Origin of the sequence: Bradyrhizobium sp. 61, from assembly GCF_023073075.1 — a bacterium.
Lineage (GTDB): Bacteria > Pseudomonadota > Alphaproteobacteria > Rhizobiales > Xanthobacteraceae > Bradyrhizobium > Bradyrhizobium barranii.
In genome coordinates, this window is record NZ_JADPIU010000015.1 from 66,673 (window position 1) to 90,833 (window position 24,161).

At 64.5% G+C, this 24,161-nt stretch carries 29 protein-coding genes; 13 read left to right on the top strand and 16 right to left on the bottom strand.

Annotated features, from left to right (window positions below):
- Positions 1–22 precede the first annotated feature (22 nt).
- Positions 23–520 (top strand): DoxX family protein, encoded by a 498-nt coding sequence (locus tag IVB46_RS07305; protein ID WP_167768142.1) that lies wholly within the window; start codon positions 23–25, stop codon positions 518–520.
- Positions 521–577: 57 nt separating this feature from the next.
- Here the strand turns inward: IVB46_RS07305 and IVB46_RS07310 are convergent, their stop codons facing one another.
- Positions 578–1,246, bottom strand: a complete 669-nt coding sequence (locus tag IVB46_RS07310) for a TetR/AcrR family transcriptional regulator (protein WP_247311799.1) — start codon at positions 1,244–1,246, stop codon at positions 578–580.
- Between the two features lie 204 nt (positions 1,247–1,450).
- On the opposite strand from IVB46_RS07310, the gene IVB46_RS07315 reads away from it, so the two are divergent.
- From IVB46_RS07315 to IVB46_RS07325, 3 genes are all read left to right on the top strand, one after another.
- The gene (locus IVB46_RS07315) at positions 1,451–2,284 is read left to right on the top strand and encodes a TIM barrel protein (RefSeq protein WP_247311797.1); all 834 of its coding nucleotides are present in this window, start codon (positions 1,451–1,453) and stop codon (positions 2,282–2,284) included.
- A 19-nt stretch (positions 2,285–2,303) separates the two neighbouring features.
- Positions 2,304–3,383 carry a Gfo/Idh/MocA family oxidoreductase gene (locus tag IVB46_RS07320; protein WP_247311794.1) on the top strand — a complete coding sequence of 360 codons (1,080 nt, stop codon included), beginning with the start codon at positions 2,304–2,306 and terminating at the stop codon, positions 3,381–3,383.
- A 100-nt stretch (positions 3,384–3,483) separates the two neighbouring features.
- On the top strand, positions 3,484–4,152 hold the full coding sequence (locus IVB46_RS07325; protein WP_247311791.1) for an amino acid ABC transporter permease: 669 nt from the start codon (positions 3,484–3,486) through the stop codon (positions 4,150–4,152).
- 338 nt (positions 4,153–4,490) lie between these two features.
- Here the strand turns inward: IVB46_RS07325 and IVB46_RS07335 are convergent, their stop codons facing one another.
- The 7 genes from IVB46_RS07335 to IVB46_RS07365 all read right to left on the bottom strand — a co-directional run bounded on the left by IVB46_RS07335 (position 4,491) and on the right by IVB46_RS07365 (position 9,296).
- Entirely contained in the window at positions 4,491–5,288 is a 798-nt protein-coding gene (locus tag IVB46_RS07335) for an adenylate/guanylate cyclase domain-containing protein (RefSeq protein ID WP_247311787.1), read from the bottom strand.
- Positions 5,289–5,377: 89 nt separating this feature from the next.
- A complete protein-coding gene (locus tag IVB46_RS07340; protein WP_014497603.1) occupies positions 5,378–5,590 on the bottom strand; it encodes a hypothetical protein in 213 nt (70 codons plus the stop codon).
- A 1-nt stretch (position 5,591) separates the two neighbouring features.
- Complete coding sequence (locus IVB46_RS07345) at positions 5,592–5,777, bottom strand: hypothetical protein (protein WP_085403277.1); 186 nt, start codon at positions 5,775–5,777, stop codon at positions 5,592–5,594.
- Between the two features lie 79 nt (positions 5,778–5,856).
- Positions 5,857–6,069, bottom strand: coding sequence for a hypothetical protein (locus tag IVB46_RS07350; protein WP_063985337.1), 213 nt, complete (start codon positions 6,067–6,069; stop codon positions 5,857–5,859).
- 699 nt (positions 6,070–6,768) lie between these two features.
- On the bottom strand, positions 6,769–7,962 hold the full coding sequence (locus tag IVB46_RS07355) for an adenylate/guanylate cyclase domain-containing protein (RefSeq protein WP_063986667.1): 1,194 nt from the start codon (positions 7,960–7,962) through the stop codon (positions 6,769–6,771).
- 126 nt (positions 7,963–8,088) lie between these two features.
- Positions 8,089–8,673, bottom strand: coding sequence for a HutD family protein (locus IVB46_RS07360; RefSeq protein WP_247311784.1), 585 nt, complete (start codon positions 8,671–8,673; stop codon positions 8,089–8,091).
- Positions 8,674–8,774: 101 nt separating this feature from the next.
- The gene (locus tag IVB46_RS07365) at positions 8,775–9,296 is read right to left on the bottom strand and encodes a hypothetical protein (protein ID WP_247311781.1); all 522 of its coding nucleotides are present in this window, start codon (positions 9,294–9,296) and stop codon (positions 8,775–8,777) included.
- 686 nt (positions 9,297–9,982) lie between these two features.
- Between IVB46_RS07365 and IVB46_RS07370 the strand changes: the two genes are divergently transcribed.
- On the top strand, positions 9,983–10,282 hold the full coding sequence (locus tag IVB46_RS07370) for a hypothetical protein (RefSeq protein ID WP_247311779.1): 300 nt from the start codon (positions 9,983–9,985) through the stop codon (positions 10,280–10,282).
- Between the two features lie 57 nt (positions 10,283–10,339).
- On the opposite strand, the gene IVB46_RS07375 is transcribed toward IVB46_RS07370, so the two are convergent.
- Genes IVB46_RS07375 through IVB46_RS07385 form a run of 3 tightly spaced genes read right to left on the bottom strand, consistent with a single transcriptional unit; the run spans position 10,340 to position 12,423 of the window.
- On the bottom strand, positions 10,340–11,185 hold the full coding sequence (locus IVB46_RS07375; protein WP_247311776.1) for an SDR family oxidoreductase: 846 nt from the start codon (positions 11,183–11,185) through the stop codon (positions 10,340–10,342).
- A 10-nt stretch (positions 11,186–11,195) separates the two neighbouring features.
- Positions 11,196–11,747, bottom strand: a complete 552-nt coding sequence (locus IVB46_RS07380) for a carboxymuconolactone decarboxylase family protein (RefSeq protein WP_247311773.1) — start codon at positions 11,745–11,747, stop codon at positions 11,196–11,198.
- A complete protein-coding gene (locus IVB46_RS07385; RefSeq protein ID WP_247311770.1) occupies positions 11,725–12,423 on the bottom strand; it encodes a TetR/AcrR family transcriptional regulator in 699 nt (232 codons plus the stop codon). The genes IVB46_RS07380 and IVB46_RS07385 overlap by 23 nt, the downstream gene beginning before the upstream one ends.
- 167 nt (positions 12,424–12,590) lie before the next feature.
- Between IVB46_RS07385 and IVB46_RS07390 the strand changes: the two genes are divergently transcribed.
- From IVB46_RS07390 to IVB46_RS07410, 5 genes are all read left to right on the top strand, one after another.
- Positions 12,591–13,802, top strand: coding sequence for an ABC transporter substrate-binding protein (locus IVB46_RS07390; RefSeq protein ID WP_247311767.1), 1,212 nt, complete (start codon positions 12,591–12,593; stop codon positions 13,800–13,802).
- Between the two features lie 4 nt (positions 13,803–13,806).
- Positions 13,807–14,700 carry an MBL fold metallo-hydrolase gene (locus tag IVB46_RS07395; protein ID WP_247311764.1) on the top strand — a complete coding sequence of 298 codons (894 nt, stop codon included), beginning with the start codon at positions 13,807–13,809 and terminating at the stop codon, positions 14,698–14,700.
- 11 nt (positions 14,701–14,711) lie between these two features.
- The gene (locus IVB46_RS07400; protein WP_247342385.1) at positions 14,712–15,680 is read left to right on the top strand and encodes a tripartite tricarboxylate transporter substrate binding protein; all 969 of its coding nucleotides are present in this window, start codon (positions 14,712–14,714) and stop codon (positions 15,678–15,680) included.
- Between the two features lie 31 nt (positions 15,681–15,711).
- Positions 15,712–16,251, top strand: coding sequence for a VOC family protein (locus IVB46_RS07405; protein ID WP_247311757.1), 540 nt, complete (start codon positions 15,712–15,714; stop codon positions 16,249–16,251).
- 100 nt (positions 16,252–16,351) lie between these two features.
- Positions 16,352–17,164, top strand: coding sequence for a class I SAM-dependent methyltransferase (locus IVB46_RS07410; protein WP_247311755.1), 813 nt, complete (start codon positions 16,352–16,354; stop codon positions 17,162–17,164).
- 10 nt (positions 17,165–17,174) lie between these two features.
- Here IVB46_RS07410 and IVB46_RS07415 read toward each other — a convergent pair whose 3' ends face one another.
- Entirely contained in the window at positions 17,175–18,140 is a 966-nt protein-coding gene (locus tag IVB46_RS07415) for a helix-turn-helix domain-containing protein (RefSeq protein ID WP_166349843.1), read from the bottom strand.
- A 265-nt stretch (positions 18,141–18,405) separates the two neighbouring features.
- Here IVB46_RS07415 and IVB46_RS07420 point away from each other — a divergent pair, with 265 nt between their 5' ends.
- Positions 18,406–18,699, top strand: coding sequence for a hypothetical protein (locus IVB46_RS07420; RefSeq protein WP_247311752.1), 294 nt, complete (start codon positions 18,406–18,408; stop codon positions 18,697–18,699).
- A 153-nt stretch (positions 18,700–18,852) separates the two neighbouring features.
- Positions 18,853–19,257 carry a hypothetical protein gene (locus IVB46_RS07425; protein WP_063985350.1) on the top strand — a complete coding sequence of 135 codons (405 nt, stop codon included), beginning with the start codon at positions 18,853–18,855 and terminating at the stop codon, positions 19,255–19,257.
- Positions 19,258–19,350: 93 nt separating this feature from the next.
- On the opposite strand, the gene IVB46_RS07430 is transcribed toward IVB46_RS07425, so the two are convergent.
- The 4 genes from IVB46_RS07430 to IVB46_RS07445 form a co-directional block, all read right to left on the bottom strand.
- On the bottom strand, positions 19,351–20,913 hold the full coding sequence (locus IVB46_RS07430) for a L,D-transpeptidase (protein WP_166349834.1): 1,563 nt from the start codon (positions 20,911–20,913) through the stop codon (positions 19,351–19,353).
- Positions 20,914–21,133: 220 nt separating this feature from the next.
- Positions 21,134–21,352, bottom strand: a complete 219-nt coding sequence (locus IVB46_RS07435; protein ID WP_071916378.1) for a hypothetical protein — start codon at positions 21,350–21,352, stop codon at positions 21,134–21,136.
- A gap of 100 nt (positions 21,353–21,452) precedes the next feature.
- Positions 21,453–22,646, bottom strand: a complete 1,194-nt coding sequence (locus IVB46_RS07440) for a CoA transferase (protein ID WP_247342388.1) — start codon at positions 22,644–22,646, stop codon at positions 21,453–21,455.
- Between the two features lie 89 nt (positions 22,647–22,735).
- Positions 22,736–23,950: an ABC transporter substrate-binding protein gene (locus IVB46_RS07445; RefSeq protein WP_247311746.1), complete on the bottom strand. Its 1,215-nt coding sequence runs from the start codon at positions 23,948–23,950 to the stop codon at positions 22,736–22,738.
- Here IVB46_RS07445 and IVB46_RS07450 point away from each other — a divergent pair.
- On the top strand, positions 23,940–24,092 hold the full coding sequence (locus IVB46_RS07450; protein WP_247311743.1) for a hypothetical protein: 153 nt from the start codon (positions 23,940–23,942) through the stop codon (positions 24,090–24,092). The genes IVB46_RS07445 and IVB46_RS07450 overlap by 11 nt on opposite strands.
- Positions 24,093–24,161 lie beyond the last annotated feature (69 nt).

Genomic DNA, 24,161 nt, shown 5'->3' on the forward strand with positions numbered 1-24,161 from the left:
GCATCGTCTGGAGATCATGACCATGAGCGATGCGATCACGGGCGGGGCCCCACGGCACAGCCCCGCGTCCCTGCTGTTGCCTGGCTTGCGAAATTTCTACGAGATCGCCAATCCCGTTTCCTATGCGTTTCTGCGCGTTGCCTTCGGATTGATCCTGTTCACGCACGGCTTGCCGAAATTGCTCGGCGAGTCCCACGGCGCCATGGCCAATCCGTTCGCGAGCTCCATCAATTTCATAACCAATTCATTGCATTTTCCGGCCCCGGTGGCGTTCGGCTATTTCGTGATGCTGCTGGAAACCATCGGGGCCATCATGCTCGCCGCGGGGCTGTTCACCCGCCTCGTCGCGCCGATGGTCGCCGTGCAGATGGCGATGATCTGCCTGATCCATTACCCCAAATGGGCCTGGATCGATCGCGGCATGGAGTACCCGTTCCTGATGGGCCTCGTTGCCCTGCACATGTCGTTTCGGGGCGGCGGGCGATTTTCGGCGGACCGCTTGATTGGACGGGAGCTTTGAAGGCGGCCGGACGGCCCTGCCTGCTCCGGCCGCGCGAGATCTTCACGCCGCCGCCGTTCAATCCCCCCGCACACAACGCCACAGCAGATCGGCGATCTCGGCGCGGCGCTGAGCCCTAGCCTTTGGTGAGGACATGTCGAAGGCGAATTGCGCCTCGAAGGTGTGACGGTTGGCGACCGCGAAGAAGCTCAGCGCATTCAGCGTCATGTGCAGCTCGACCGGATCGATGCCGGGCCGGATCGCGCCGCAGGCCGCGCCGCGCTCCAGCACCTTGGCAATCTGGCTGATGCTCGGCTGCGTCATCTCCTTGAGCCTGCGGCTGATGGCCATGTGCCGTCCGCGATGGATGTTCTCGACGCTGACGAGGCGGACGAATTGCGGATGGGCCTGGTGGAAATCGAAGGTGAATTCGGCAAGCCGGCGGATCGCGGCCTCCGGCTCCAGCGCCTCGAGATGCAGATCCTCCTCGGCGGCGCGCATCTCCGCATAGGCCATTTCCAGCACCGCGGTGAACAGCTCTTCCTTCGAGTTGAAATAGTAGAAGATCAGCCGCTTGGTGATGTTGGCGCGGGCGGCGATGGCGTCGGTATTGCCGCCGGACAAGCCGTTCTCGGCGAACTCCTCGAAGGCGATGTCGAGGATCTCCTGCCGCGTCCGCTCGCGGTCGCGCCGCTTGATCGGCACCGGCTTCGCCGCCCGGACGGGCTGCTTCTTCACACCTGGCATCTGGCCCTTTGGTCCTTCACGGCGGCCGGTCGCGGCCTCGCCGCCCATCCATAGCGCAATCGAGCGCCCTTGACATCAATTATCCCATTGGATAATTATTAATTAACCTATAGATTAATTAGAAGGGAGGAGACACATGCGCCTGATCGGCGACCGCCGCGCCAGCTCCCGAATGCCGTGATCGCCTGTGCAGGAAAGCAGGTCATGACCGCACTCGGCCTTGCCCATCTCACCGCGTTGGAGCTTGCGCCCACGGCGCTGGTTGCCGAGGCGGCGCGAGCCGGGTTTGCCGCCGTCGCGCTACGCTTCATCCCGGCAACCAGCGACGGGCCGGCCTATCCGACGCAGGTCGGCACCGAAGCCCACCGTGCGCTGAAGCGCGTGCTTGACGGCGAGGGCGTACGGGTCAGCGACGTCGAGCTGGTCCAGCTCAAGCCCGCCATCGACATCTCCTCGCTCGCAGGCTGTCTCGAAGCCGGCGCCGATCTCGGCGCCACCGCGATCATCGCTTCGGGCGACGATCCGGATCGGTCCCGGCTCACCGCGCGTTTCGCCGAGCTCTGCCAACTCGCCGCGTCGTTCGGACTGCGCGTCGACCTCGAATTCATGCGTTGGCGCGCGATCGGCAATTTGGCGCAGGCCGCGGCGGTCATCCGCGACGCAGGGCAGACCAACGGCTCCATCCTGGTCGACGCGTTGCACCTGGCGCGCTCCGGCGGCCGTGCCGCCGACCTGATCCCGCTTCCCGACCATTGGCTTCGCGCCGCGCAACTCTGCGATGCCGCCGCCGAAGCGCCGGCAACGGACGGGGCCATCATCGCCGAGGCGCGCGCGGGACGGCTACCGCCCGGCGACGGCGCTCTGCCGCTCGGCGCACTGCTGGAGGCCCTGCCCGCCGACACCGCCCTCAGCGTCGAGATGCCGTTGCCGGCACTCGACGCGAGAGAGCGGATCGCCACGGCGTTCAACGCGACCAGGAACTTGCTCGAAGGCCGTGCCCGCGGCGCCAGACGCCGCGACTGTCACGGCTGGGCCTAAACCCAACGGAATGCACGAGATGACAAAAATCAGGATTGGCGTGATCGGCGCAGGATTGATCGGGCGCAAGCATCTGCGCAAGCTGGCCGAGCATGGCGACTACGAGCTCGCCGGCATCGCCGACGTCAACGCCGAGCAGGTCGCAGCCGAGCAGCCCGGCGCACGCGTCTTCGCGGACTACCGGAAGCTGCTCGACGAAGCGCGGCCCGAGGCCGTGATCATCGCATCGCCCAATCAGCTCCACGCCGAGAACGGCATCGCATGCGCGCGGGCCGGCATCCATATCCTGATCGAAAAGCCGGTCACCGATACGCTGGAGACCGCCGCCGGCCTGATCGCCGAGGTCCGCAAGGCCGGCATCCGGTCGCTGGTCGGGCATCACCGCCGCCATCATAGGCAGGTGAAGGCGCTCAAGGCGCTGCTTGGCGAGGGCCGCATCGGCGATGTCGTCGGCGTTTCGGCGATCTGGGCCACGCACAAGCCGGCGGACTATTTCAACGCGGCGCCCTGGCGGTCGCAGGCCGGTGGCGGGCCGATCCTGATCAATCTGATCCACGAGATCGACTTCCTGCGCTTCGCGGTCGGCGAGATCGTTGCCGTGGAGGCCATCGCCGCGAACCGGCAGCGCGGCTTCGCAGTCGAGGATACCGCCGCCGCGCTGCTCGAGTTCGAGAACGGCGCGCTCGGGACATTTTTCCTCAGCGATTGCGCGGTGACGCCCTGGACGATGGAGCAGGGTCTCGGCGAGGCGCCGGAGTTTCCGTTCAGCGGCCAGAGCAGCTACCGCCTGATGGGTCGCCGCGGCGCGATCGAATTTCCAAGTCTCGATCAATGGACGCAGGAAGGCGGCGCGCAGGACTGGAACAAGCCGATCCAGGCGCAGGCCAATCATGCGGCGTCGATCGATCCTTACGTCGCCCAGCTCGATCATTTCCGCGACGTGGTCCGGGGCGTGGCGCCGTCGCTGCAATCGGTCGAGGACGGCGCGCGAAGCCTGCTGGTGACGCTCGCGATCGCAGAGGCCGCGACGGCGCGACGGCGCATCGACCTGCGCGAGCGCTACGCGGCGCTCGGGCAAGGTGAGCAGGCAACGACCTAGAGAACGGCTTTCACCGCCGTCGGACAGACGCGAACGGGCCAAGCCACGCCAAGAGGGCGGCCCGGCCACGCCAAGAGGGCAGCCCGGAGGGAGGAGCGAGGTGAACTACAAGTTCGATTTCGGACCCGTGATCGAGGGCCTGCCGGAGTTGCTCTGGGGCTGCGCCGGCACGCTCGGCCTGGCGCTGTCGGGCATGGTGCTGGCGCTGATCATCGGGATCGGCGGCGTGCTGCTGCGCGATTCCCGGCTCGCGCCGCTGCGCTGGCTCGCCATCGCGTTCGTCGAGGCGATCCGCAACACGCCGTTCCTCGGCCAGATCTACTTCGTCTTCTTCGCGCTGCCGATGGTCGGCATCCGCCTCGATCCCACGCTGACCGCGATCATCGCGCTCGGCGTCAACGGCGGCGCCTATGCGATCGAGATCATCCGCGGCGGCGTGCAGTCGACCAACAAGGGGCAGGTCGAGGCGGGACTGGCGCTCGGCCTGAGCCGGACCCTGATCTTCCGCCTGATCGTGCTGAAGCCGGCGCTGCGCGCGATTTTCCCGTCGCTGACCAGCCAGTTCATCATGCTGACACTCACGACGAGCATCGCATCGGCGATCTCGGCCTATGAGCTGACCTCGGTCGGACAGGCGATCGAGACCAACACGTTCCGCAGCTTCGAGGTCTATGGCGTCGTCACGCTGCTCTATCTCGCGATGTCGTGGATGCTGATGCAGATGTTCGCGCGGATCAACGCGCGCTTCCTGCTCTATCCCGTGAAGTGAGGGCGGCGCATGGACAAGAACCAGTTCCTGTTCCTGCTCGGCGGCGCTGGTTTGCTGCCTCGATCTGGAGATCTCGGTCGACACCAGCGTCGTTCACCTCGCCGGCGCGATTGGCGCTCCGGTCTGGACGATGTTGCCTTTCAACCCGGATTGGCGCTGGCTGCTCAACCGAGACGACAGCCCGTGGTATCGCTCCATGAGGCTGTTCCGGCAACCGAAGAGAGGCGACTGGGCCAGCGTCGTCGACCGCGTTCGCGTCGAGCTCGAGGGCCTGGTTTCCGCGCGGCGCAGCCGCGACGGTGCGAGCGACGAGCTTGTAACTGCACTTGCGGGGCCCCTCACTCCTCCACCCGAAACAGCCTCCACCGCTCCGGCACGCCCTTGAGCTGGTGCATGCCGTGATCCCTGAAGCTGATGGTCGATTGTGCCTTCAGCAAATCCTTGACCGCGCTCGAGACCAAGACTTCGCCGGCCCGCGCTTTCGCGGCGACGCGGGTGCCGATGTGGAAGGCGAGACCGACCATTTCGTCGCCGCTGATCGTATACTCGCCCGCATGCAGGCCGACCCTGATCTCTAGCCCCAGCGTGCGCACCGCCTTCTGGATCGCGGTCGCGCAACTGATCCCGGCAGCCGGCGCCTTGAACGTCGCCAGCACGCCGTCGCCCGTCGTCACGACTTCCTTTCCGCGCGAGCTCTTCAGCTCCTTGCGGACGGCTGCGTAATAATGGCCCATCACCTTGGTCCAGCGCGCATCGCCGAGCTTCGCGGCCTTGGCGGTGGAGCCGACGATATCGACGATCAGGATGGTGGCGAGCGCCCGCTTGAGGTCGGTGCCGCGCTCGGCGGGGCGGCGCCGGAGCGCGATAGCTCCGACCAGCGGCTCATAGCGATGGCTGCGGCGCCGCGCGATCGCGGCCTTTGCGTAATCCTGGGCACGCTGCGCCGTGCCGCACCGAACTGTCTTCTCCTGCGGCGAGCGCGTCCAGTAGACCTTGCGCCCGGCGCCGGTGCCTTGGACCTCCACGCCGCCCCACTTCAGGAAAACCGCCGAGCCGACGCGCCTGACACACCACGCCTTCGACGTGTATCCCGATACGTTCGACTGATGGACTCCGATGCGAAGGAATTTTGGCATGAACGCGCGGCCAGTCGAAGGAACGTTTGGGCGGACCTGCGACCAACGTATTCGCACATTCCTGCATTGGCAACAGGGCTCCTCGCACCCTACGCTCCCCTGCGTGCCTCCTGCTTGCCGATCGAGCAGCGCCACGCCGCGAGACGTTCGGCTGGATGCTGCGCCATCCATTCGGCGAGCTGCGGCGCTCCCATCAGACAGGACTGCATCGTCACGTCAGCGAAATCCGAGGTCGTGACGATCTGCTCGTGGCAATCTGTCGGCGACGAGAGGCTGCAGAGCACGGCAATGATCTTGATCATGTCACGAGAGCTCCTTCGACGTACTCGGGCTCTGCGTCGCCGCCCGAGTGGTCGACCGCGGCTCGACGGGCCGCTCGCCGTCGGGATCGGCCCGCGGAAACACGGCGTCATAGTTAGCGCGCGCTTCGCGGATCAGCCGCGCACGCTCGCGCTCGGCTCTTGTGACCAGTCGAACAACTTCGCCCATATCGGCTCCACGGGGTGGCAAGAGAGGAAACTGACCAGACGGCCCTGATTGGGCGACCGGCTCACCGCGCAACCCGCAATCACGGGTACGATTCGTATCGCGTGCCGGCCGAACGCGCCGATGACCTCGCCGCATCGACGCTTGATGCCTTTTCGGCGCGCCGCTGATAGTCATTGGCCAGCATCTCGAGACGCGTCGCGACCACGATGTCCGTCATGGTCCGGGCCGCGCGCAGCAGGCTCTGCGCCGTCTCGAGATATTCCTTTCCTCGTCGTGACATCTGCATGGTCATAGGCGCCTCGCGCGGTTTTCTGAAAACATGTCGACAACCGACGGAAATCGACCGAACCAGTCGCGCTCACCCTGCCGGCGCGTCGCCAAACGTTCGACGCACTTTTTCGAGCAAAGGGGCTTTCGCCAAGAGTAGTAGCGGACCAGACCAAACTTGCCGTCGCACGCGGCACAGCGAGCGGTTCGACTTCCAGAAACTTGGGAACAGTTTGGCATTGTCGTCTCCTCTTGTGGTCGCGTCCGATGTGTCGATCACCTTTTCTGTTGCATCGAGGCAGCCGCATCGACTGTCCTCGACCAAATCTTGCGGCACCAATCGCAACGCCGCCAGTGAAGCCAACCTAGGCGTCCTGCGCGAACATATCTTTCAACAACGCGTCCGATATTGCCCATAAGCACGACTTCCGTCGCGCGCAGGGGACGTACCCCGACAACTGCGCCTTTGCGCGATCGCCCGATTCCGGAACTGGATCAACGTCACAGCGACGCACTCATGCACCGTTAATCACGGCACATCGAGGCCATGACGGGCGGCGATAGCGACCGTCGTTCGGAGATGCCGGGGTGTGCGGGACGATGGCAAGCTGGCGTTGCCAATAGGGAGCTGGATTTCTCCGCCATGCCGCACGGCGGCGCGCGGGTCATCGGCAATCTTGCGTCAGCGAGATTTCAACCGGACGGCTGCGGCGAGCGTGCCGCCTCAGCCGTGAAACGCAAACAGCTCGATCGGATCGCTGAAGCCGCGCACCTCGTATTTGCCGACATGCTCGAGCTCGAACTCCCGCTCGACCAGCTCGGCGAAGGCGCGCGAGAGCAGCACCGGTCGTCCCAGCTGCTTGGTCAGGGCTTCGAGACGGGAGGCCATGTTGACGGCGGGACCGATGACGGTGAAGTCGAGCCGGCTGGACGATCCGATATTGCCGTACATGACGTCGCCGACGTGGACGCCGATGCCGTAGTTCAGCGGCGCGCGGCCGGTCCCGTTGTTCCGTTCGTTCAGCGCGGCCATGGCCTGCCGGGCTTCAGTCACGGCGCGCAGCAGGTTTGCGCAGGCGCCGGGCCCGCTGAGCGGGAAAATGGCGAGCAGGCCGTCGCCGATGAATTTCAGGATTTCGCCGCCGTGCCGCGCGATCGGCTCCGACATCGCGTCGAAATAGTCGTTGAGGAGATCGATGACGTCGTCGCGCGGCCAGTTGTCCGAGATCTTCGTGAAGTCACGGAGGTCGCAGATCATGATCGCGGCACGCACCGTCGTGCCGGTGCCGCGCCGCGTGGCCCCGGCCAGGATGAGCTCGCCGGCATGGGAGCCGACATAGGTCTCGAGCAGCGTTCGCGCCAGGCGGTTCTTGACGCGGATCTCGCTGACCAGCGCCAGCACCGGCAGCACGTTCTTGAGCGCAACTAGATGCGCGTCGTCGAAGCCGCCGGGGCGATCGGTCGCGAAGGTGACGAGATGGCGCTTGCCGAGTGTGTGGTGGAGCGGCCAGGCGACGTAGTCGGTCAGACCTTTCGCGCGCATCTCGTCATAGACCGCGTGCCTGCGGCCGAGCGACGGATCGCCTTCGAGGTTCTCGCGGAGTTCGCTCGCACCGTCCAGCATTTCGCTGACAGGGCTGCCGATGAACTCGGATCGCTCGAGCACATCGAAGTCGACCCGCGAGATCTTCGCCTCGCGCATGCCATCCAACCACATGAAGGCGGCGCCGAGCCATTGCGGATGCTGGATCCGGACGTGCATCGTCGACCGCTTGAGAGGAATGCCCGCCTGCTGGAGGCGGATGCACATCTCGGCAAAGATGTTGTCGACGAAGCGCTCGCCGCTCGTGCCGTTGGTCAGCCAGTCGACGACGCCGTCGGATAGCGTGGTGGGGCGATTTTGGTCTGGCGCGGTCATATCCTGCCCGTTCATATCGTGGCTTGCGCGGCGGTCCGCATGATCAGGGCAGATATCGTGTTCCGGCGCCGCGGCGTCAACCTAGCCATGTGCATGGATTGTGCGCATCCGCCGGGCGATTGCCATCTAGCCGACGAGCTGAATCGATCCCAGTACCGCCAGCCCTGAGACGAGTCCCAATCTGGACGCCTGGGTCTGCTCGACCTTCAGCGTGCTGCCGTCGGGGATGACAATATCCTCGCCATTGAGACGAATGCTGCATTCGCCGGAAACCGCGTAAACCAGGTGCGTGCCGGCGGACAATGGCCGCTCGCCGGGTTCCCTGAGTGCCAGCAGCTCGATCTCCGCCGCGCCGCGCCGGGCCATCAGGTTGACGACCTCGACGGGACCCGCCTCGAGCGCGGTCACGACCTCCATCTCGCCGGTGAAGCGCACCGTCGTAAAAGGTTCACGCTCGTCAAAATCCCGCTTGGGCGACTTCAGCACCAGCCCGCGCCCACCGACGACCATTTGCAGGCGGTCGATGCCGGGCATGTAGGAGAAGGGACCGGGCGCCACGATCGGCGTGGAGGCAAAGCGCCAGAGCAGGCTGTCCCAATCCCTCGCCGGCGCGTCGGCGCGATGGGCATCCGCGATATCGGTGAAGATGCCGCCGCCGTTCTTCCAGGGCGAGCGGGTGTAGTCTTCGGACTTCAGCAGCGTGGTTTTCATGTCTTGAATCTATCCGGGAAAACATGTGGCCGAGATCGCCCGCGCATCATGCGCGGGTTGGGCCGGCTTTGCCAACCGGTTTCACCGGCGATGAATTGCCGTCACGCCTTGGCGTCGAGGTTCAGCCTGGTGCTCAGCTCGTTGACGAGCGAATCCACGAACTGGTTCTGATAGGCCGAGATGCCGTTGAAATAGACCGGGCCGCCGGACTGCACCAGCAGGCCGCCGCCGGACACTTCGGCATCCTTGGCACCGCTCTCGGATTGGGTATCGAGCTTGCCCATGGCGTCGTCGAGCTGCGCGGCGGTCTTGTCGTCCATCTCGCCATTGGCCTGAAGCGTGGCGAGCAAGGCCTGGTAGGCACTGCCGAGATCGGCTCCCGTCCCCGTCTCGGCCGTCGCCGAGAACGTGCCGTTGGTCTTGCCGCTGTAGCTCTTGTAGGTCAGCGTCTCCGTGGTGGTGCCGTCGCCGTTGGTTCGATTGTCGAGCAACAGTTCGAACGCGTTGCCATAGGCGCCCGTCGTCAGCATGTTCGGATCGTTCGGATTCTTGTTCTTGCTCGCGCTTGTCTTGTCGGAGCCTGCGGTCCAGTTCGGCGGGACGGTGTAGCTGACGTTGGTCACGGCGCGAATTCCTGTGATCATTGCGCGGAAACATTCAGCAATTTTTGTGCCAGCGAAAGCGCAGTTGATTCCTGTCGGCTTTCCTTGTCGTAGCGCGCGGACTTCGCACAACGCTGCAAAAATTGCCCGGCAGTTTCATCCCGTCGCGCGATTGTGCGGCGCTCGCGCCTGAGTTCGTAGCCCGGATGAAGCGCAACGCAATGCCGGGGCAGCTCGCGCGATGAGGCTGTACTCCCGGATGACGGAAGCTGGCCTCGGCCAGCTGAGCGGCCGCTTCCCCTTGCCCCCGCCGGCGGCAATTTAGGTCAGAAATCTACCCCTTTTGGGTACCTTGCACGAAGCTTGAAGCGCCGCATAATACAGACACTTATCCAAAGTTAATCCGCTCGCGCTTCGGCCAGGCAATTGCGTAACGCGCTCCTCTCAGTGGGAGAATTGCAATGCCCGTGTTGGACTTGCCGTATTGGTTGATCATTGCAGGCTCCGCGTTGGTATTGGGCGGGCTCATTGGCTTAGGGGTCAGCCGCAACAGGCGGGTTGAGAGCGATCCCATTCTGCTCCCGGGCGATTTGACAGCATGGAAAGTCGAGGGATCAGAGACCTCGGACCTTGCGGCTATCCGGGATTCGCACAACTGACGGCTTGCGCCCGTGGCCCATTCTGCGGAGCAAACTCTGGAGAGAGACATGACCCTGCACTTTACGCGCGTCGAGACTCCGGTGCATGAACTTGAAATCTGGATGGCCTGCAGCGGCGGATTTTCGTTCGTGATCAGTAACGAAAGCCGCACCGGTCCTGGCCTTCACGGAAAGCCCGGCCTGGTTGCCTCATGGCGACCGGTCGAAGAAAACAAGTCCGCGATCAAGCTTGGCGGCTCCCCCTTCAGTACCTTCGCCGAAGCCGAGAAGGCCTGCGAGGCCGTCCTGGAGGCACTTGAGCAGATGAGCGAATCGCAAACGCCGAAGATTGCGTCCTCGCCGCAATGAAGAGAGACTCTGCTCGCCGGGGCATCGAATTCCGCGCCGCCGGATTGTGCTGGCGTCTTACATTCCGCTCAGGCCGCTATCCACCGCGAGCGACTGTGCGGTAACGTAGACGCTTTCATCCGACAGAAAGAACAGCACGGCATAGGCGATCTCCCAGGCGGTGGCCTGCCGGCCGAAGGGGACGTGGCCCTTGCCGCGGCTGGGGCGGCCGGCGCCGGCTTCGCGGCCGTTGGGGGTGTCGACGAGGCCGGGATAGACGAGGTTGGCGCGGATGCCGCGGCGCGAGCCGAGATGGGCGATGTTGCGCATGAGGCCGCCGAGCGCGGCTTTCGACGAGTCATACACCGCCATCTGCGATCCCGCTTTCAGCGCGGCGATCGAGGAGATGAAGACGATGGCGCCGCCGTTGTCGAATTTCGGCATCGCGGCGCGGCAGCACAGCATGGGACCGCGGACGTTGACGTCGTAGATCCTGTTCCATTCCTCGGGGCTGACGGCATCGAGGCCGGTCTTGCCGAAGGTGCCGATGTTCAGCACCATGCCGTCAAGGCCGCCCATCGCGCGATGCGCCTCCTCGATCATGCGCTGGACGTCAGGCTCCGACGTGACGTCGGCAGTGATGGCAAAACCCTCGCCGCCTTCGTCGGTGATGTGCTTGACGGTCTGCTGTGCGGACGTCCGGTTGAGATCTGCCACCGCCACCTTCGCGCCCTCACGTGCGCACAAAATGCTCATGGCGCGGCCATTGCCGATTGGATCGGTGGCGGCGTCGAACACGCGCTGGCCGCCGCCGACGATCAGGATACGGCGTCCCTTCAGGCGTCCCCTGCCCGGCGCTTCGCCCAATGACTCCGCGCTTGGTGGACGGACGTAACGCTCCGGCTTGCTATCGATTTCCGCCATCTCAGCCGCCCTACTTCTTGCCGCCGTCATAGACCTTCATGCCGGCCGCGGGATCGAGATCGGTTTCGGTTGCCTCGGTCAGGCGCGCCATCATCATATAGAAGCCGAGCGCAACGATGGATTCGACGATCTCCTGATCGCTGAAGTGTTTTCGCGCGGCAGCGAAGGTCGCCTCGGGCACGCGGACGTTCTCCACGATTTCGCGGCCGAATTTCAGCAAGGCTCGCTCCGCGTCGCTCAATGCGGCAGAGTCGTATTCGGTGCGTTCGACCGCATCGATCTGGCCTTGCGTGCAGCCGACGCCGAGCGCGATCGGAACATGCTGGCGCCATTCATAGGCGCCGCCCTCTAACTGGGCGGCCTGCAAGATCAAAAGCTCGCGGTTGACGGCTGAGAGCTTCTGCTTGTGCAGGATCGAATTGCCGAGCCGCATCGCCGGGATCATGTTGGCCTCGGCATGGGCCATCATGCGGAAGATGTTGAGCTTGACCGGCATGCGGTCGAACGAGGCGCGGATATCGCCGCTCGTCGTCTCCGGATCAATCAGGGGCAGCCTTGCCACGCGTTTCTCCCTTGGGTTTTCGTTTCTTGTTGTCTTCGCCATTGCCTGCCGCGATCAGCGACAGGAAAAAGGCGAGATAGCGGTCGATCGCCTCGATCACTTTCGGCCGCGGCGAAGGTGCCGCGCCCATCACGTAATGCTCGAGGCGGATGTAGATCAGGCCGGCCGCGAACAGCCGCGCGGTCTCGCGTGGATCTGGCGTCGTAACCAGGCCGGCGAGCGCAAAACCGCGAAAATAATCCGTCATCATGCTCTGCTCGCGCGCATAGAAATGGTCGGCGAATTTGGCGCGGATGCCGGGCACGCGGTTACGCTCGGCGGTGATTACTTTCTGAAATTGGTGCTCGCGCGGGTCGGACCATTGCTCGACGAGATCAAGCGCGAACTGACGGCAGAACGCGGCCGGCTGGCGCGCCAGATGCCTGTAGCGCGGCTCTTCCAACCGGCTCGCCGAACTGGCGGGGCCGTGCTCGGCCACGATCGCTTCGAGGATCGCGGCCTTGCCGGAGAAATGGTTGTAGAGGCTGCTCTCGCGGATGCCGACGCGGCGCGCAAGCTCGCGCATCGAGGCGCCGCCATAGCCGCTCTGCGCGAACAGATTGAGCGCTTCGCTGAGGATGCGCTCGCGGGTCGTGGGCGCAGCCGCTTCCGCCGCGCTGGAGGTGTGGACAGCCATGTGGCTTGACTAACGAACGAACGTTCGCTAGTCAACCGTACGAACGATCGTTCGTTTCGCCAATTTGGCGGCGACGGTCGCGGCCCGCAAGTCCGCTTCGGGCGCTGTTCTCGCGTTTCAACTCCGCTCCAATGAGAGGCGGAGAGCAATTTTGGGGAGACGACCTCATGGCGCGCTTTGCCCGCCTTCGCCTTCGTGCGGCCTGCATCCTGTTGCCGCTGTTCGCAGCCAGTGCCGCTCAGGCCCAAAGCGCGAAATACGATCCCGGCGCCGACGACAAGACCATCAAGATCGGCACCACCGCGCCGCTGAGCGGGCCAGTGTCCGCCTTCGCGCAGATCGCGAAATCGGCGGAGGCCTATTTCCGCAAGGTGAACGACGACGGCGGCGTCAACGGCCGGCGCATCCAGATGATCATCGCGGACGATGCCTACAGCCCGCCGAAGACGGTGGAGCAGACCCGGCGGCTGGTCGAGAGCGAGGAGGTGCTGCTGATCTTCGGCGGCGTCGGCACGCCGACCAACAGCGCCGTGCACAAATATCTCAACGACCGCAAGGTGCCGCAGCTCTTCCTGGGCTCTGGCGCCGCGAAGTGGGACGATCCCAAGAGCTTTCCGTGGACCGTCGGCTGGCAGCCGACCTATCGCGACGAGGCAATCGCCTACGCGAAGTACATCAAGGCGAGCCATGCCAACGCGAAGATCGGCGTGCTCTACCAGAACGACGATCTCGGCAAGGATTATCTGAAGGCGTTGGAGGAAGGGCTCGGCAGCGGCGAGGCCATTGTCGCGCGCGCGGCCTATGAGACCTCGGCTCCGACCGTCGACACGCAGATCCTGCAACTGAAGACTGCCGGCGCAGACGTCGTGCTGGTGGCGGCGACGCCGAAATTTGCAGCGCAGGCGATCCGCAAGATCGGCGAGATCGGCTGGAAGCCTGTCACCATCATCTCCAACGTCTCGGCCTCGATCAGCGGCGTGCTGGAGCCGGCCGGCAAGGACAATTCCACCGGCGTGATCTCCAGCCAGTACCTGAAGGACGCCACCGATCCCGCATCGAAGGACGACGCCGGCTATAAGGAATGGCTGGCGTTCATGGACAAGTATTTGCCGGACGCCAACAAGAGCGACTGGCTCAATGTCTACGGCTACACCATCGCGCAGACGCTGGTGACGGTGCTGAAGGCGTCCGGAAACGACCTCACCCGTGCCAATGTGCTGAAGCAGGCCACGACGCTCAAGGACGTAAAGCTGCCGATGCTGATCAACGGCACCGCGGTGAACAATTCGCCCGAGCACTACACGCCGATGACGAGCCTCCAGCTCATCCGCTTCGACGGCACGCGCTGGGTGCCGTTCGGCGATCTCCTGAAGAACTGAGCCCATGCGGCAGGTCAGGATCGGCAGCATGCGGATCGATCTCGTCAGCGAGATCCCTTCGCTTGCCTTCGACAAGACCTGGCTGTTCGCCAACGTCACCGACGCGGTGATCGCGGAGAACCGGAGCTGGCTCGATCATCGCTATATCGAGCCGGAGACCAGTCGCTTCATCCTCAGCCACCACTCCTATCTCTTGCGCACGCCGCGCTGGACTGCCATCGTCGACACCTGCTGCGGCAACCACAAGCCGCGGCCGCGCGTGCCGGTGTGGGACAACCTCAACCGGCCTTATCTCGACAACATGCAGGCGCTGGGCGTTGCCCCTGAAGAGGTCGACTTCGTGATGTGCACGCATCTGCATGTCGACCACGTCGGCTGGAACACGCGCCTCGTGGACGGCCGCTGGGTGCCGACCTTTCCCAATGCGCGCTATTTGATAGGCCGCGAGGAGTACCGCCATTTCGAGGCCGCGCACAACGCTGCGCCGAAAAACCCGGTGAACCATGGCTCGTTCGAGGACTCCGTGCTGCCGGTGGTCGCGGCCGGCCTTGCCGAGTTCGTCGAGACCGATCATCGCCTGTTTGACGATCGTGATGCCGCCCTGCGCTTCGCGCCGGCACCGGGCCATACCGCCGGCAACATGCAGATCCACCTCAATGGCGGCCACGATCACGCGGTGATGTCCGGCGACGTCATCCACCATCCCATCCAGTGCGCGGCGCCGTGGCTGTCGAACGCCGCCGACGTCGATCCGGCCGCAGCGGTCGCAACACGGATGGCGCTGCTGGAAGAACTTGCGGACACGCCGAGCTATCTGCTCACCGGCCATTTTCCGGCGCCGACTGCGGGCCGCGTGATCCGGCATGGCGAGGCCTACAGATTTCGTTTCGAGGATTAGGGGGAACCATCATGAAGCTGCGCACCGTCACGCTGTCGTTGCTCGCATTGCTGTCGGCGGCGCTGCCGGCACACGCCGAGGATCCTGCCGCCTACCCCACCCACAAGATCAAAATGCTTCTGCCCTATGCGGCCGGCGGCGGCGGCGACGTGATCGGCCGCTTGCTCGCCGACAAGATGGGCAAGACGCTAGGACAGGGCGTCTATATCGAGAACCACACGGGTGCTGCCGGCACACTCGGCACGCAGATGGTCGCGGCGTCGCCAAACGACGGCTACACCATCACCGTCGGCGGCATGACCACGCATGTGCTGGCTCCGGCGATCTATCCAAAACTGCCCTACGATTCGATCAAGGATTTTACGACGATCGGACGCATCGGGACGTCCTCGATCATGCTGGTGGCGACCAGGGATTTTCCTGCCAATGACATCAGGAGCCTGATCGCGCTTTCCAAGAAGGGCGAGCCGATCCAGTACGGAAGCTGGGGCGTCGGCTCGACCGGACAATTCTGTGCGGAAATCCTGATGCAGCAGACCGGCATCAAGATGGATCACGTGCCGTTCAACGGCATCGCCAAACTCGCGGGCGACCTGCTTGGCGGCCACATCTCGCTTGCAACGCTGGACATGGCAACCGCAACGCCGCTGGTGAAGGACGGCTCTATCAAGGCGCTGGCCGCCTGCGGCGAGCGCTCGCCGAGCCTGCCTGACGTCGCAACCTACAAGGAACAGGGCGTGCCGTTCGACCGCAGCCTGTCCTGGGCGATGTATGGTCCCGCCGGCCTCGCTCCCCCGATCGCACAGAAATTGTCGGCGGCGTTGAAGGACGCGCTGGGCGATGCCGAGGTGAAGGAGAAGCTTTTGGGGCTCGGCATCACGCCGCAATACGTGCCTGGCGACGAGCAGCGCGACATCAACGCCCGCGACATCGCGGCCTGGAAGCAGGTTGCCAGGGATGCAGGCATCGAGGTCAAGTGACGATCGCGAGCGATCAGAAGGGAGCGCGGGCATGAGCCGCATTTTCGGCGCGGTGCGCCAGAACGGATACGTCGTGCGGGACATCCAGGCCGCGATGAAGCACTGGATCGAGGTGATGGGCGTCGGCCCCTGGTACTACATGGACCGCGTCAAGACCGACTGGTTCCGCCATCGCGGCCAGGACTCCGCGGTCGAGATGAGCATTGCGCTGGCCAATTCCGGCGATCTCCAGATCGAGCTGATCCAGCAGCGCAACGATGCGCCCTCGCTGTACAAGGAATTCCTCGACGCCGGCCACGAGGGCCTCCAGCACATGTCCTACTGGAGCCACGACTATCAGGCGCTCTACGACAAGGCACTCGGGCTCGGCTACAGGATAGGCCATGAAGGCCAGATCGGCGGAGACAAGGGACGCTTTGCCTATTTCGACACGCAGGCCCATCCAGGAACCATCATCGAAGTCTCCGACATCAGCGGCACCAAGGGGCCGTTCTTCGAGAAGGTCCGGCAGGCGGCGATCACCTGGGACGGGACGCGGCCGATCCGCGAAGTCGGCGGAGCGAAACCTTAAAATCCGACCGCCGGGTTGCGACCGGAAGAAGCCGCAGATGCGGTACGACCGCGATCCATGGTAACATGAACCTCGTGTCCGAACCTTCAGCGAGGCAAGCATGTCCAACACTGACAAGGTTTTCGCCGGCTCGATCCCGAAGATCTACGACGAGTATCTCGTCCCGCTGATCTTTGCCCACTACGCCGCCGACATCGCAAAGCGTATCGCGGCTCTTTCCCCGTCGACAATACTGGAAACCGCGGCAGGTACCGGCGCCGTTACGCGGGCCGTGACCGCGGCGCTGCCTCCCGGCATCCGTTACGTCGCAACCGATCTCAACGAGCCGATGCTCGCGATCGCGGCGCAGCGCCAGGGTGAGGACCCGCGCATGACATGGCGTCAGGCGGATGCCACCGCCCTGCCCTTTGACGAAGCCGCGTTCGACGCGGTCTGCTGCCAGTTCGGCGTCATGTTCTTTCCCGACCGCGTCAAAGGCTATGCCGAGGCAAAGCGGGTGTTGCGACCGGAAGGCACGTTCGTATTCAACGTCTGGGACCGCATCGAGGAGAACGTGTTCGCTGACGACGCCACCGCCGCGCTCGGAAAAATGTTTCCCGATGATCCGCCCCGTTTCATGGTGCGGACGCCGCATGGCTATCACGACAAGGCCATTATCAGAGCCGACCTGGAACAAGCGGGCTTCCGCCACATCTCGATCGAAACGCTTGCTGCGGTGAGCCGCGCACCCACGCCCGAATATGTGGCGTTCGCATACTGCCAGGGAACGCCGCTTCGAAACGAGATCGAGGCCAGGGATGCGAGCAAGCTTCAGGCTGCGACGGACCTCGTCGCCGAGGCGCTCCGATCGCGCCACGGGTCCGGAGCGGTCGAAGGCAAGATCCAGGCGATCGTGATCGAGGCGCGGCCGTAGGTGCGGACCCTCAGCGCAGGTTTGCGCGAAGCTCGCGCACGCCGCGTCCGAGCCGTTCCCGCAACAGCGTCCGGAGCGTCGCGCCGTCCTCATAGCCGACCTCGGCGGCGATCGCATCGACGTCGAGACCGCTGCCATGCAGCAGCGACTGCGCGCGCTCGACTCGCAAATCCTGAAAGTAGGAGAGCGGAGACTTACCGAGCACCGACTCGCACCGGCGCTGCAAGGTGCGTGCGCTCGTCGCGAGCGCACTGGCGGCCTCCTGCAGCGAAAACCCTTGCTTGAGATGTTCGCGCGCCCAGCGCTCGAAACGCTGGATGAGCGGATCGGCCTGCGCGAGGTGATTGGGAATGATGAAGGGCGCCTGCAGGGAGCGCAGGTCGGCGAGCAGATAGCGCGACACGACGGCCGCGAGCTCGGGGCTCGCCTGGCGTATGAACCACAGCGCAAGATCGAGATGCCCCATCGCAGCGCCCGCCGTGACGACGCGGTCCGATGTCACCAGCATGCGTGTCTCATCGAGACGGACATTGGGGTAGCGTTGGCGAAACAAGGGTGACAGCCACCACGTGGTGGTCGCGTCCCGTCCATCGAGCAGCCCCGCCTCCGCCAGCACGAAGGTGCCGATGCAGGACGCGGCGATGCGCGCGCCCTCGGCGTACCAGGACTGGAGCTGTTTCACTGCCTCTCTGACATCGCGCCGGTCGAGCGCCGGAATCAGCTGTTCCGGCCGGCTCGTATTCAACGCCGGCACGATGACCCAGTCCGGCTTCAGATCGGACGCTACCGATTTGACGGGGATCGCAAAGCCCTGCCCGGATCGGACCTTCTTCCGCACGCCGACAATTGAGACATCGAAATGGGGCGCTCCGCCCGTTTGAGCGGCTGCGAAATTGTTGGCGATGGTGAACGCATCGAGCGTCACGGTCAGCCCGGTGTCCCAAAATCCCTCCAGGGCGAGCAATTGAATGCGCATGGCGGAAACGCTCTCAAAGTTGTCGTTTACGACAATACCGTTCGAACAGAAGCAAGCCTAGCTTGCGAGGCAACGGCAACCGGAACGAAGGCCTTCATCGCGATCGATAGATAAGGGTAATCATCTGAACCAACAATGCTATTCCAGATGTTCGCTCGATGAATCGATGGCGTAAACGCCTCTAAAAATGGCGCTTCTGCCAATATTGCAGAAGGCCCTTGATCCGATGCCGTCCACTGACAAGCAGCAATCCAAAGGAGCCCACATGAAAGTCATCGCCATCGGTAACATCGGCAAGGCACCGACACCCGAGGAGCGGCAGCAGATCATGCCGAGGGAAGTGCCGGCCACGCTCAAGCTGTATCTCGACGGGAAGATCGAGCAGTTCTGGTTTCGCCAGGACAAGCCAGGCGTGGTCTTCCTGATGAACGTCGAATCCCTCGAACAGGCCAAGGCGACCGTCGAAGCACTGCCGCTCGTCACCGACGGCTTCGCCACCTACGAGCTGATGCAAGTCGGTCCGCTCGCGCCGCTGGGCTTGCTCATCCAGGGCAAGTGACCGCGCGTCTGACCGACACGCTACGCTTCCATCAACCTTCCGAACCGGCCCGCATCGCCGCCGCACCACGGCGGCGATGCAACGTGCGGCAATCGCTGCCGGCGAAGCATGACTAAATGAAGAGCGCAAACCTCGTAACATGGAGGATTTCAAATGAAGCTTACACTCGCTGCCGGTCTCCTGGCATTCGCCCTGTGCCTGACCTCCGCCGTCCCCGGACGCGCGCAGTCACCCACGCCACCGACACCGACCACCCGAATTCTCGCGATCGGCACGGTAAACCCCGGCGCCGATGTCGCCGCTGCGCGCGCCATCCTGCCGATGGAAGTGCGCGAGACGGTGAAGCTCTATCTCGATGGCAAAATCGACCAGTGGTACTCGCTGCAAAATCGTGTCGGCGTCGCGTTCATCCTGAACGTCACGGATATCGCGGCCGCTCATGACATGCTCGAAAAGCTGCCCCTGGGGCAGGCTCATCTCATGAGCTTCGAGCTGATCCCGCTTGGCCCGCTCAATCCGCTTCGGCAGTTGCAGGGCATGTCGACGGGTCCACAGTAGACAGCCGGAATGCCCGTCGTCGGCGCCGCTGCGGTCGCCGACGACAGATATCTTCAGCTCAGGCGATGACGCGGCCCAGCGCGGCGCGCCGTCCTACCAGAAGCCCCGCTGCATCGGCTGCGCCGGCTGATAATACTGATACTGGCCGCGGCGGCGCGGATTGACGGGCTGCGGGTTCGGCTGCTGCTGGAAGAAGAAGCCGAAGCCGTTGCCGCCATTGCCCCAGCTGTCATCGCTTGCCATTTCCATCGGCGGCGGCGCGGTCGGCTTGCGGGTGATGAAGCCGCCCTGCGGATGATTGCTCAGCACCGCGACGAACTCGGTGCGGTAATTGGTCTCGGCGCTCAGCGGCTCGTCCGAAATCACGATCGACGAACGCGGCAATGCCGTCGGCCCGATGCGATCCCAGACGTCCTGCGGAATGGTGATGCGATCGAGCGCGTCCTTGGCGTCGTCGCCGTTCTCGATCGTGACCACGCTCCAGCGCAGGCCGGTATCGGCCTTCGCCATCGCGGTGAAGATATGCGTGCCGAGCGGCTGGTCGGGATTGCGGATGGTGACGGGCACCTCGATGCTGGTGTCGAACACTTCGCCGCCGCCGTCCGGCGCCGGCTTGTGCGTGTTCCGCCGCACGTAGAGCTTCTGCGTCGCGCGGCTGATGTAAACGGACACCGGCTCAAGCGCGAGCTTGGCGTCGGTCGCAGCCGTCACGGCATCGGCCTTCCTGGTTGCCGCGACCTTTGCCGCCTCCTTGGTGGCGGCAACGGCGTCGCGCTTCGGCTGTGCGGCGGCCTTGGCGGCATCGAGCGCCGACGCAGCGTCGGCGGCCTTGGTCGCAACCTTCTGCTTCAGCTCCTCGGCCTGCGCCCGCGCCTGATCGGTCTTGGCGGCCGCGATCTTCTTGTCGGCGAAAGCGAGCTCGGCGTCGGCCTTGGCCTTCTGCTGTTCCAGCTTGCGCAGCGATGCGGGAAGCGACGCGGCCTCCTTCGCGGCCGCGGCCGCAGCCTTCTTGGCCTCGGCGGCAGCCTGGATCGCCTCCTCGGCTTCAGCGGAGAGCTTGTCGGACCGGTTCGGCACGGCCGCGATGGCCTCGCGCTTCGGCACGAACAGCGAGGGATGAGTGAAATCGATCGGGGCCGCGTCGTTCGGCGAGATGATCACGCGCATGCCGATGTTGGTTTTGTCGAACAGGCCCTCGGCAAAGCCGAAGGGCATCCGCACGCAGCCGTGCGAAGCGGCATAGCCGGGCAGCGGCCCGCCATGCAGCGCGATGCCGTTCCAGGTGATGCGCTGCATGTTGGGCATCCAGGCATCGTCATACATGGTCGAGCGGTGGTCCTTGTCCTTCTCGACGATGGCGAAGACGCCGGCCGGCGTCTCGCGCCCGGTGGTGCCGGTGGACACCGGCGCGCGCAGAATCCAGCCGTCGGAATCGTAGAAAGTGACCTGCTGGCTCTTGATCGACACGATCGCCATGATCGGCTCGCCGGCCTCGCGCGGCGCCACCGCCTCGGCCGGCTGGCGGGCCTGCTTGGCCGCCTCGGCGCTTCCGCTCAGCGCCGTCAGGGCAACGGCCGTTGCGAGCGCAACAAGTCCGGGGGGCCGCCAACGCCGCATCGCCGTGGTGGATTGCGCCGTCGTCATCAGGTCTTTCATGCCATTCCCCGGTCCAGTACCAGTCCGCGCCTTACGTCGATCACGTCAGATTGCGATCTTTGAATTAAGAATTCGCAGCCACCTTGCGTTCCGTATCCGGCAATATTCGGACCTATCAGGCGGCAAATCTCTCATATACGAGGGCTCGCGCGGGCGGAAGGTGGGCTGGGGCCGGAGCTGGCCCGGGGCTGGTCACGAATCGCTGCGGCACAATGTCCGGTTAGTGGGTACGGCGCCCGATCAGCCGGGTCATTGCAGCGCCGAACAGGCCGAACAGCGCATACACCATGAGCGGCAGAGCGTGCGCGGCAGCCTGCCCGACCGGTTCGTGCTCCACGATTAGCAGGACCGCGAACACGGTAAGGCTCAGGAGGACGCAGATGAGGGCGGCAGCAAGGCCCAGCCTGCGCAGAACGAAGGCAAAGTCGGTGGTGGTCATGACCGCATCCGGGGCGAAGATGAACAGACCTACGCTAGACCCGCCCGCGCCAGCAGGATGTGACCGTCATCACAGAGATGCGGTTCCCGAACGCCGCGGCTCAAGACGCGACCCCGACCGCCTTGCTATCCACCGCGGCCTGGATTTCCGCATCACTCAGGCCCGCCTCGCGCAACACCTCACGCGAATGCTCGCCGAGGCGCGGCGCCATGCGATGGATGCCGGCCGGGCTTTCCGAGAATTTCGTCGCGGGCCGCGCCTGCCGGATTCGGCCTTCGGTCGGATGATCGAGATCCGCAAACAATGCGTCGGCGGCGAGATGCGGCTGCTCGCCGATCTCGGTGAGCCGGGCGAAGGCGGTGTGCGGCACGTCCAGCCGCAGCAGCAATTCCTCCCACTCCGCGGTGGTGCGGGTCGGCCCGATCTCGCTCATGCGGTCGTAGACCTTGTCGATGTTCTGGGAACGAAGCACGGGATCGCGCACCCCAAGCTCCTCGATCAGCCCGGGGCGGCCGACAGCCTCGAAGAACGCGCACCAATTGTCTCCGGAGTAAGGCAGCATCGTCAGCCAACCATCCTTGGTCTGCACCGGGCGCCGGTTCTTCATCCGCTTGTAGCCGGTCGGGCCGATCGGCGGATCGAACGCGTGCCCGCCCAGCATCTCGATACTGTTGAAGCCGGCGATGGTTTCCAGCATGGGGACTTCGACCATCTGGCCCTGCCCGCTGCGCTCGCGCCGGAACAAGGCCGCGGACACCGCGCCGACCATCGCCATCGCGCAGATCTTGTCGCCGATCAGGCTCGGAACGAATTCCGGCTCCTCGTCCGATCCGATCGATGACGCAAGGCCTGAAGCCGCCTGGATGATCTCGTCGAATGCGGGGCGCGCCGCCCACGGCCCGTCCTGGCCGAAGCCGGTCGCCGCGGCATAGATCAGCCGCGGATTGAGCTTTGCGCAGGACTCGTAACCGAAGCCGAGCCGCGCCATCGCCGCGGGTCGCACATTGGTGACGAGCGCATCGACCGTCGGGATCAGTTTTGCCAGCGCCGCCTTGCCGTCCGGATGCTTCAGGTCGAGCGCGAGGCTGCGCTTGTTGCGGTTGACGGCCATGAACTGGCCGCTCATGCCGCGGTTCCGGAACACGCCGGTGTAGCGCCAGGTGTCGCCCGCGGGCGGCTCGACCTTGATGACATCGGCGCCCCAGTCGCCGAGCATCTGCGCGGCGTAGGGGCCGAACAGCACGCTCGTCAGATCGAGAACGCGGATACCGCTGAGGGGACCGGTCGGTGTCATCGTCGTTTCACTGTCGTTGGAGGAAGCAACTGTGGGATAAGACAGGCGGGTCAGGCTGGTGCCAGCCCGCCCGTCACACTGCGTCGATCCTATTCGCCGATCACGTCGCCGAACAGCTCCCAGGACTTGCCGTTGAAGCGCGCCATCTGCAACTGCCGGATCGGCGTCACCTGCTCGGCCGAGGTGTTGAGCTTGATGCCCGGCAGCAGCATCGGCAGCTCGACGTCCCTGAACGACTGCGTCTGCTTCATCAAATTGGCGCGCGTGAGGTCGTTGCCGGCGCGCTGCAGCACCAGCTCCATGATCTGCGCCATGGTGTAGCCGGTGACGTTGAAGACGTCGGCCGGATCGGCGCCCGAATTGTACGTCTTCATCCATTCGCGCCAGGCTTTCATGCCGGAATCATTCTCCCAGCGCGGATCACCGGGATCCTTCTGGAAAGCACCGGTGACGATGCCGACGGAATTGTCGAGCCCGGCCGGCACCAGCACGGAGCCGACGGAGTTGGAAACGGCGGGAAGGATGATCTGCGGCTTCCAGCCGAGCTCGGCGATTTTCTTGATGGCCTGCGCTGCGAATTTCGGCGTGCACTCGTTGAAAACAACGTCGGCGCCGGCGGCCTTGAACTTGACGATCTGGGAGTCCACGGTCGGATCCGATGTCTCGTAGGTGGCCTCGGACACGATCTGGTTGACGTGCTCCCCTAACCCTTCCTTGAAGCCTGCGAGATAGTCGCGCCCGGGATCTTCGTTCGGCGTGATGACGGCGATTTTGGCATTCGGCTTGTTCGCAAGAATCCACTTGGCATAGACGCGGCCTTCCGTCCGGTAGGTCGGCTGCGAACCGGTGGTCCAGGGAAAATGCTGCGGATCGTTCCAGCGGCTGGCGCCGCTCGACGGGAACAGCTGCGGGATCTTCTTGGCGTTGAGGTATTTCTGCGCGGCGATGTTGGGACCGGTGCCGAGCATCGAGAACATCGCCAGCACCTCGTCGCTCTCGGCGAGGCGGCGAACCTGCTCGACCGTCTTCGACGGCGAATAACCGTCGTCCATGCTGAGCAGCTCGACCTTGCGGCCGTTGATGCCGCCCTTGTCGTTGAGCATCTTGAAATAGGCGATCTCGGCGCGGCCAATCGCGGAATAGGCGGAGGCCGGTCCCGAGTAGGGCATGGTCTGCCCGAGCTTGATCGACGTGTCGGTCGCGCCGGTGTCGTAGTTTCCGGCCGTCGCGGCCGAAGCGGCGCCCAGCGCCGCAAGCAGAGCAACGACTCCACGGACCAGTTGTCTTCCCGACATGCTCGGCATCTCCTTCCCGGGCAAGACGCATCGACGCGCGAGCTCACAGCTGCCGCCGGCGCCCTCCACTTTCTTCTTGGTTATCATCGGCCGCATCGATTGCGATGCCGGCGAGCGCGACGATACCTTGATTATGAAGCGTGAGATGTAGCGAAGAATTCAGATGCGTATGCGCGGCTTGCAGCCGTTCTATTTTACGCGCGCGTCACACGACAATGTG